Origin of the sequence: Micromonospora sp. M51 (assembly GCF_018070305.1) — a bacterium.
Classification (GTDB): domain Bacteria; phylum Actinomycetota; class Actinomycetes; order Mycobacteriales; family Micromonosporaceae; genus Micromonospora; species Micromonospora parva.
This window is the reverse complement of the sequence record NZ_JAGPXZ010000250.1, coordinates 1-7,574: the sequence shown is the minus strand read 5'-3', so window position 1 is coordinate 7,574 and position 7,574 is coordinate 1. Positions and strand designations below refer to the sequence as shown.

Annotated in this window: 9 protein-coding genes; 6 read left to right on the top strand and 3 right to left on the bottom strand. The window is 72.3% G+C overall.

The window, feature by feature from the left end:
• Nucleotides 1-287: 287 nt before the first annotated feature.
• From KBX53_RS15435 to KBX53_RS15425, 3 genes are all read left to right on the top strand, one after another.
• On the top strand, nucleotides 288-1,121 hold the full coding sequence (locus KBX53_RS15435; RefSeq protein ID WP_030336621.1) for a phosphoribosylaminoimidazolesuccinocarboxamide synthase: 834 nt from the start codon (nucleotides 288-290) through the stop codon (nucleotides 1,119-1,121).
• A 94-nt stretch (nucleotides 1,122-1,215) separates the two neighbouring features.
• A complete protein-coding gene (locus KBX53_RS15430) occupies nucleotides 1,216-1,998 on the top strand; it encodes a helix-turn-helix transcriptional regulator (RefSeq protein WP_210859989.1) in 783 nt (260 codons plus the stop codon).
• Nucleotides 1,999-2,024: 26 nt separating this feature from the next.
• Nucleotides 2,025-2,189, top strand: coding sequence for a DUF397 domain-containing protein (locus tag KBX53_RS15425; RefSeq protein WP_307857923.1), 165 nt, complete (start codon nucleotides 2,025-2,027; stop codon nucleotides 2,187-2,189).
• A 2-nt stretch (nucleotides 2,190-2,191) separates the two neighbouring features.
• On the opposite strand, the gene glpK is transcribed toward KBX53_RS15425, so the two are convergent.
• Nucleotides 2,192-3,676, bottom strand: coding sequence for a glycerol kinase GlpK (gene glpK, locus KBX53_RS15420; protein ID WP_210859984.1), 1,485 nt, complete (start codon nucleotides 3,674-3,676; stop codon nucleotides 2,192-2,194).
• Between the two features lie 101 nt (nucleotides 3,677-3,777).
• On the opposite strand from glpK, the gene KBX53_RS15415 reads away from it, so the two are divergent.
• On the top strand, nucleotides 3,778-4,716 hold the full coding sequence (locus KBX53_RS15415) for a ribose-phosphate pyrophosphokinase (RefSeq protein WP_210859982.1): 939 nt from the start codon (nucleotides 3,778-3,780) through the stop codon (nucleotides 4,714-4,716).
• Between the two features lie 136 nt (nucleotides 4,717-4,852).
• Here the strand turns inward: KBX53_RS15415 and KBX53_RS15410 are convergent, their stop codons facing one another.
• Nucleotides 4,853-5,308 carry an ATP-binding protein gene (locus tag KBX53_RS15410; RefSeq protein WP_210859980.1) on the bottom strand — a complete coding sequence of 152 codons (456 nt, stop codon included), beginning with the start codon at nucleotides 5,306-5,308 and terminating at the stop codon, nucleotides 4,853-4,855.
• Between the two features lie 119 nt (nucleotides 5,309-5,427).
• On the opposite strand from KBX53_RS15410, the gene macS reads away from it, so the two are divergent.
• The gene (macS, locus tag KBX53_RS15405; protein WP_210859978.1) at nucleotides 5,428-6,561 is read left to right on the top strand and encodes a MacS family sensor histidine kinase; all 1,134 of its coding nucleotides are present in this window, start codon (nucleotides 5,428-5,430) and stop codon (nucleotides 6,559-6,561) included.
• 14 nt (nucleotides 6,562-6,575) lie between these two features.
• Nucleotides 6,576-7,223 (top strand): response regulator transcription factor, encoded by a 648-nt coding sequence (locus KBX53_RS15400; RefSeq protein ID WP_030336633.1) that lies wholly within the window; start codon nucleotides 6,576-6,578, stop codon nucleotides 7,221-7,223.
• A gap of 27 nt (nucleotides 7,224-7,250) precedes the next feature.
• On the opposite strand, the gene KBX53_RS15395 is transcribed toward KBX53_RS15400, so the two are convergent.
• The coding region (locus tag KBX53_RS15395) for a DUF5709 domain-containing protein (protein ID WP_247675666.1) at nucleotides 7,251-7,574 on the bottom strand (324 nt) is incomplete at its 5' end.

Sequence of the window (7,574 nt, the reverse complement as noted above, 5' to 3'; positions counted from 1 at the left end):
GGCCCGTCCTGGGTCGAGGTGGCGGCTCCGTCGCTGCAACCCGCCAGCCCGCCGGACGCGAGCAAAGGCGCACCGAGCAGCGCGCTGAGCAGTCGGCGCCGGCCCGGGTCGGCGCCGAGGCGGTCGAGCGGGGGTCGAACAACGGGCACGGCGCTCTCCTGGGCCTACGGGGGTGGCGGTCGGACCATTCACGCAGGCAGCGCACGAAGGTGTCAACGTCCGTCCGGTCACCCTCGGCCGGGTGGTCGAATCTGGGCCTTCCGCTGTCGCGTGGTGTACTAGGGCGCGTGGAACTTCTGCACTCGGGCAAGGTCCGGGACGTCTACGCCGACGGCGACGACCTGATCCTGGTGGCCTCGGATCGCATCTCGATCTACGACGTGGCGCTGCCGACGCCGATTCCGGACAAGGGTCGCCTGCTCACCGCGCTCTCGCTCTGGTGGTTCGAGCAGCTCGCCGACCTGGTGCCGAACCACGTCATCTCGGCCACCGACGTGCCCGCCGAGTTCGCCGGGCGGGCCATCCGCTGCCAGCGGCTGGACATGGTCCCGGTCGAGTGCGTCGCCCGCGGTTACCTGACCGGTGGCGGCCTGCGGGAGTACGAGCGCACCGGCGCGGTCTCCGGCGTACCGCTGCCGCGAGGGCTCGGCGAGGCGTCGATCCTGCCTGAGCCGATCTTCACGCCGTCGAGCAAGGCGCCGGCGGGCGAGCACGACGAGCCGATCACGTACGACGACGTGGTGGACAAGGTGGGCGCGGCGACCGCCGAGCGACTGCGGCAGATCACCCTCGACATCTACCGGCGCGGTGCCGAACTGGCCGCCGACCGGGGCATCCTGATCGCCGACACCAAGATCGAGCTGGGCTGGGCGCCGGACGGCACGCTGGTCCTCGCCGACGAGCTGCTCACCTCCGACTCGTCGCGGTTCTGGCCGGCCGAGTCGTACCAGCCGGGGCGGGTGCAGTTCTCCTACGACAAGCAGTACGTGCGGGACTGGGCCACCGGCAGCGGCTGGGACAAGCAGCCCCCCGCCCCGGACGTGCCGGCCGAGGTGGTCGAGGCGACCCGGGCCCGCTACGTCGATGTCTACGAGAAGCTCACCGGTAACCGCTGGGACTGACCGGGATACCGCGCTTTCCCCGTACCTGCTGGACCTGACCGTCATCACCGTCGAGGATGGACCCGTCACTCTTCGTGGAGTCTGGGGCGGTCGGATGAACGGCGACATGTGGATCAGGGCGCTCAAGGCGGCCCGGGCCGGTGCGGGTGTCTCGCAGGAGGCCCTGGCGGAGCTGATCAGGTGGAGCCCGTCCACCATCGCGGCTATCGAGACCGGGCGGCGCCGGCCCACCCCCCAGTTCGCCGAGGCGGCGGACGCGGCGCTGAACACCGGCGGGCTGCTGGCCGAGCTGCTGGCGGTGGCGGCCCGGCAGGAGTCGCCGGCCTGGTTCGCGCCGTGGCGGGCGATCGAGGCCGAGGCGGTCGCCCTCCGCACCGTTCAACCGTCGCTCGTGCCGGGCCTGCTCCAGACCGAGGCGTACGCGCACGCGGTGCTCAGCGCCCAGGGCACCCACACCCCGGAGCAGGTCGCCCAGCTGGTCGCCGGCCGGCTGGCCCGCCAGGAGCTGCTGACCGGCCCGGCCCCGAAGCGGTTCACCGCGATCGTCGACGAGACCGCGCTGCGCCGCGTGGTCGGCGATCGGGACGTTCAGCTCGCCCAGTTGGAACGGCTGGTCGAGTTGGCCACCCTGCCCCACGTGCGGCTCTACGTGATCCCCGCCGGGGTGGGCGCGCACCCCGGGCTGGCCGGCGGCTTCGTGCTGGCCAACCTGACTGACGGCGACGAGGTGGCCTACGTCGACGGGGTCTTCGGTCAGATCGTCGACCGGCCCGACACCGTGGCTACCATCAGGACGATGTGGGACACGCTGCTGGGCGAGGCCCTGCCGGCGGGCGTGTCCGTCGAGCTGATCGGAAAGCTGGTGAACGAGCTGTGAACTCCGCCCCCACCCCTCGGTGGCGCGTGTCGACCCGGAGCGGTAACGGCGGCGACACCTGCGTGGAGGTGGCCGACAACCTGCCGGGTCAGGTGTTGGTCCGCGACTCCACCGACCGCGCCGGTGCCGTTCTCACCTTCGCGCCGGCGGCCTGGCGCGCGTTCGTGGCGCGGGTCCGCGCCGGCCGCTGAGGTCAGTCCACCCAGTCCAGAGTGCGCCGCACGGCCTTGCGCCACTGGCGCAGCTCCTGATCGCGCAGCTCCGGGGCCATCGCCGGCTCCCACTGCGCGTCGGAACGCCACTGCGCCCGCAGGGTGGCCAGATCCGGCCAGAAACCGACCGCCAACCCGGCCGCGTACGCCGCACCCAGGCAGGTGGTCTCGGTGATCCGGGAACGGACGACAGGCACGTCGAGCACGTCCGCCAGGAACTGCATGAGCAGGCCGTTGGCGGTCATGCCGCCGTCCACCCTCAGGCGGCGCAGCGCCACATCCGAGTCGGCGTTCATCGCGTCGACCACCTCGCGGGTCTGCCACGCCGACGCCTCCAGCACCGCCCGCGCCAGGTGCCCCTTGGTGATGTAGCCGGTCAGGCCGGCGATCACCCCGCGGGCGTCGCTGCGCCAGTGCGGGGCGAACAGCCCGGAGAACGCCGGCACCACGTAACAGCCGCCGTTGTCGTCGACGGTGCGGGCCAGCTCCTCCACCTCGGCCGCCGAGGAGATCAACCCCAGGTTGTCCCGCAGCCACTGCACCAGTGAGCCGGTGACCGCGATGGCACCTTCCAGGGCGTACGCCGGTGGTTGGTTCTTGATCCGGTAGGCGACGGTGGTGAGCAGGCCGTGGGTCGACGGAACCGGGCTGGCACCGGTGTTGAGCAGCAGGAAACTGCCGGTGCCGTAGGTGCACTTCGCCTCGCCCGGCTGGAAGCAGGTCTGCCCGAACAGGGCGGCCTGCTGGTCGCCGAGCGCACTGGCCACCGGCACCCCGCCGAGCACGCCGGTCGCCGAGCCGTACACCTCGGCGGAGGAGCGGATCTCCGGGAGCATCGCCGCCGGCACGCCCATGGCGTCCAGCAGCTCCGGGTCCCAGTCGAGCGTCGTGAGGTCCATCAGCATGGTCCGGCTGGCGTTCGTCACGTCGGTGACGTGCGCGCCGGTCAGCTTCCAGATCAGCCAGCTGTCCATGGTGCCGAAGAGCACCTCGCCGCGCTCGGCGCGCTCGCGCAGGCCGTCGACCTCGTCGAGCAGCCAGCGCAGCTTCGGCCCGGCGAAGTAGGTGGCCAGCGGCAGGCCGGTGCGGGTCCGGAACCGCTCCTCGCCGTACGCCGAAGCGAGCTCGCGCAGCAGCGGCCCGGTCCGGGTGTCCGGCCAGCCGATGGCGTTGCCCCCCGGGCGGCCGGTGGCCCGGGCCCAGACGACAGTGGTCTCCCGCTGGTTGGTGATGCCGACGGCGGCCAACCCGGACGCGTCGGTGCCGGCGGCCCGCAGCGCCTCGGCGACCACCTGCTGGACGTTGTCCCAGATCTCCTCGGCGTCGTGCTCCACCCAACCCGGTCGGGGGAAGACCTGCCGGTGCTCGCGCTGGGCCACGGCGACGATGTCCCCGGCCCGGTCGAAGACGATGCACCGCGAGGAGGTTGTGCCCTGGTCGATGGCGGCGACGTACTGGGGGGTCACCGCAGCACCGTACCCGGACGGCGGAGTGGCGCGACAGGCGTCGCTGTGGGTTCCGGCCCACCGCCGTCGGCTGCCGTCCGCGTCCCCTACGATGTGCGAACGTGCGCGACATCGCAGTTTTCAGTGGAACCGCCCATCCCGACCTGGCTGCCGAGATCTGCGCTCACCTGGGAGTGCCGCTGCACCCGGTGCGGGTCTCCCGGTTCGCCAACGACTGCCTGGAAGTCCAGTTGCAGGCCAACTGCCGGGAGCGGGACGTCTTTCTGATCCAGCCGCTGGTGCCGCCGGTGCAGGAGCACCTGGTCGAGCTGCTGCTGATGATCGACGCGGCTCGGGGCGCCTCCGCCGGTCGGATCACCGTGGTGCTGCCGCACTACGCGTACGCCCGCTCGGACAAGAAGGACGCGCCGCGGATCTCGATCGGCGCCCGGCTCGTCGCCGACCTGCTCACCTCGGCCGGGGCGGACCGGGTGCTCGCGATGACCCTGCACTCGCCGCAGGTGCACGGCTTCTTCAGCGTCCCGGTGGATCATCTGCACGCGCTGCGGGAGCTGGCCACCCACTTCCGGCGCTACGACCTCAGCAACACCGTGGTGGTCTCACCCGACCTGGGCAACGCCAAGGAGGCCGCGGCCTTCGCCCGGCTGCTCGGCACACCGGTGGCGGCCGGGGCGAAGCAGCGGTTCAGCGACGACCTGGTCAAGATCAGCGCGGTGATCGGTGACGTGACCGACCGGGACGTCATCGTGCTGGACGACGAGATCGCCAAGGGCAGCACGGTGGTCGAGTTGATGGAGCATCTGCGCGGCCTGAAGGTTCGGTCGATCCGGCTCGCCTGCACGCACGGCCTCTTCTCCGGGGACGCGTTGCAGCGGCTCAGCGACCAGGACGGCGTCCTGGGGATCGTCTGCACCAACACGGTGCCCATCCCGGACGCCAAGCGGGTCCCCAAGTTGCGGGTCCTGTCGGTGGCCCCCGCCCTGGCCGAGGCGACGCGCCGAATCCACAACGGAGAATCCGTCTCCGCCCTCTTCGCCTGACCCACCCCGTCTCCCCGCCCTGCTCTTCCCCGCGATCTTGCGGTTTGTGTCGCCGGGATGAGTGGTTTCGGGTGATTCGCCGCGACAGCAAATGCAAGATCGCGCGCGGGTGGGGTGGGGCGGGGTGGGGTGGGGGTTAGTGCGGGGTGGGATTTTGGGTGGGTAGGCCGGTGGTGATGCGGACTGTGGTGCCGGCGGTGCCGGTGGACACCTCCATCGCGTCGGTCAACTCGCGGGCCAGCCAGAGCCCCCAGCCGCCGGCGGTGTCCGGGGCCGGCCGACTGCGGTCGCCCAGTCGCTGCGGGCTGATCCCGCGCCCGTGGTCGGCAATCTCGCAGACCAGCACACCCGACTCCTGCCAGAGGCGCAGCCAGCCGCGCCCGCCGCCGTGGCGCACCGCATTCGTGATCAGCTCGTTGATCGCGAGCACGAAGTCGTCCAGCCGCTGGCCCCGCAGGCCCGAGGCATGCGCGCAGGAGGCGACCGAGTGTCGAATCTCGGTCACCTGAGCCTGGTCAAAGGCGTCGGCGATCAGGAGGGCAGGTTCGATGGGCACAACCGTACGCGGTGCGTGCGGATCTGCGTTCGTCATGGGCCCGTCCCGGCGGCGCATCTCGGAGTATTTCGCGGCTTTTCCACCGTACGTCAGGGTTTCCCGAACCGCACTCGCTGATCGCCGGGCGGCCGAACCGTTGTGGCATCCTGACCGCCATGCCGTCGCCACCGGGTGGATTCGAGGTGCCGCTGTGGCGTGCCCTCACCGTGTTCAGGCTGGCCTCCCTGGCGTACGTCTGCGCGCTCGCGGTGCGCGACGCCGACCGGTACGCCCACCCGTACGCCGTCGGCGCCCTGATCCTGCTGATGATCACCTGGACCGGGGCGACCGCTGTCGGGTATGCCCGACCGTCCTGGCGGCGCTGGCCGCTGCTGCTGGCCGACCTCGCGGTGGTGGTGGCCATCGTGCTGGCCACCCCGTGGGTGGTCGGTCGGACGGCGCTCACCCACGGCGTACCCACCCTCGGGGTGGCCTGGATGGCCGGCCCGGTGCTGGCCTGGGCCGTCTCCGGCGGCCGGCGGCGGGGCACTGTCGCCGCGCTGATCGTCGCCGGAGCGGACCTGGCCACCCGGGAGCGGATCGGTCAGTCCTCGTTCACCGGGGTGATCCTGATGCTGCTCGCCGGAGTGGTGGTCGGGCACGTGGCCCGGCTGGCGGCGAGCGCCGAGGAGCGGCTGCAACGCGCCGTGGAGCTGGAGGCCGCCACGCGGGAGCGGGAACGGCTGGCCCGGGGCATTCACGACTCGGTTCTGCAGGTGCTGGCGCTGGTCCAGCGGCGCGGCGCCGACCTGCCCGGGGAGGCCGGCGAGCTGGCCCGGCTGGCCGGTGAGCAGGAGGCCGCACTGCGCGCGCTGATCACCGGTGCCAGCCCGACCGCCGCGAGCCTCCCGGAGGGGGGCGAGGCGGTGGACCTGCGGACCCTGCTCGGCCGGTACGCCTCGGCGACGGTGGCGCTCTCCGCCCCGGCCACGCCGGTGCCGCTGCCCCGACAGGTGGCCGGCGAGTTGGCGGCGGCAACCGGTGCGGCACTGGACAACGTGGGACGGCACGCCGGTGGGCGGGCCTGGGTGCTGATCGAGGACGAGGGGGAGACGGTGACCGTGTCGATCCGTGACGAGGGGCCGGGCATCCCGGACGGCCGGCTGGCCGAGGCGGCCGCCCAGGGGCGGCTCGGGGTGACCCAGTCGATCCGGGGCCGGGTGACCGACCTGGGCGGGACGGTGCGGATCGTGTCCGCACCCGAGGCGGGCACCGAGATCGAGCTGAGCGTGCCGAGGTCGGCGCGGTGAACCAGATCCGGGTCATGGTGGTGGACGACCATCCGATGTGGCGGGAGGGGGTGGCCCGCGACCTGACCGAGGCCGGCTTCCTGGTGGTGGCGACCAGCGGGGAGGGGCGACAGGCCGTTCGGGTGGCCGCCGCCGCCCGGCCCGACGTCGTCGTCCTCGACCTGCAACTGCCGGACATCTCCGGCGTCGAGGTGATCCTGGGGTTGCGCACGGCGCTGCCCGCCGTACGGGTGCTGATGCTCAGCGCCAGCGGCGAGCAGCAGAGCGTGCTGGACGCGGTCAAGGCCGGTGCCACCGGTTACCTGGTGAAGTCGACAGCGCCCGCCGAGTTCCTGGAGGCGGTCCACCGCACCGCGGCCGGCGAGGCGGTGTTCACCCCCGGCCTGGCCGGACTGGTGCTCGGCGAGTACCGCCGGTTGGCCGCCGGACCGGGGCGGGGGAGCGCCGGCGCTGCCGAACCCGCGACGCCCCAGCTCACCGAACGGGAGACGGAGGTGCTGCGGCTGGTGGCGAAGGGGATGTCGTACAAGCAGATCGCCCAGCGGCTCGGCCTGTCGCACCGCACCGTGCAGAACCACGTGCAGAACACCCTGGGCAAGCTGCAACTGCACAACCGGGTCGAGCTGACCCGGTACGCCATCGAACGCGGCCTGGACGACTGAGCGGACGGACGTCAGATCGAGCGGACGTCAGACCGAGCGCGGTGGCTCCGTCTCGTGGATGGCCAACTCCTCGGCGGTCGCCCCGCCGCCGGCCGATCCGGCGTCGTACGCCACCGAGTCGGTCTCCTGGTCGGTGTGCGACCCCTCGTCCGGTTCCACCAGCCGGCCCACAGTGGCGTCGGCCACCGTGCCGAGCTGACCGTGGTCGTACAGCGAGACCGGCGAGTTCGGGTCCGAGGTGGGCCCGGGATCCATCACGTCGGCGTCCAGCTGGGCCTCCGCCGCGGCTTCCAGATTGTCCGCCTCGAAGGCGATCTTCGGGTCGATCGTGCCGGCCAGCGGATCGTCCGC

Coding starts and splice junctions, on each gene's coding strand:
- KBX53_RS15430 (WP_210859989.1), top strand. CDS start 1,216: ATGAACGGCGACATGTGGATCAGGGCGCTCAAGGCGGCCCGGGCCGGT.
- KBX53_RS15410 (WP_210859980.1), bottom strand. CDS start 5,308: ATGACGAACGCAGATCCGCACGCACCGCGTACGGTTGTGCCCATCGAA.
- macS (WP_210859978.1), top strand. CDS start 5,428: ATGCCGTCGCCACCGGGTGGATTCGAGGTGCCGCTGTGGCGTGCCCTC.
- KBX53_RS15400 (WP_030336633.1), top strand. CDS start 6,576: ATGGTGGTGGACGACCATCCGATGTGGCGGGAGGGGGTGGCCCGCGAC.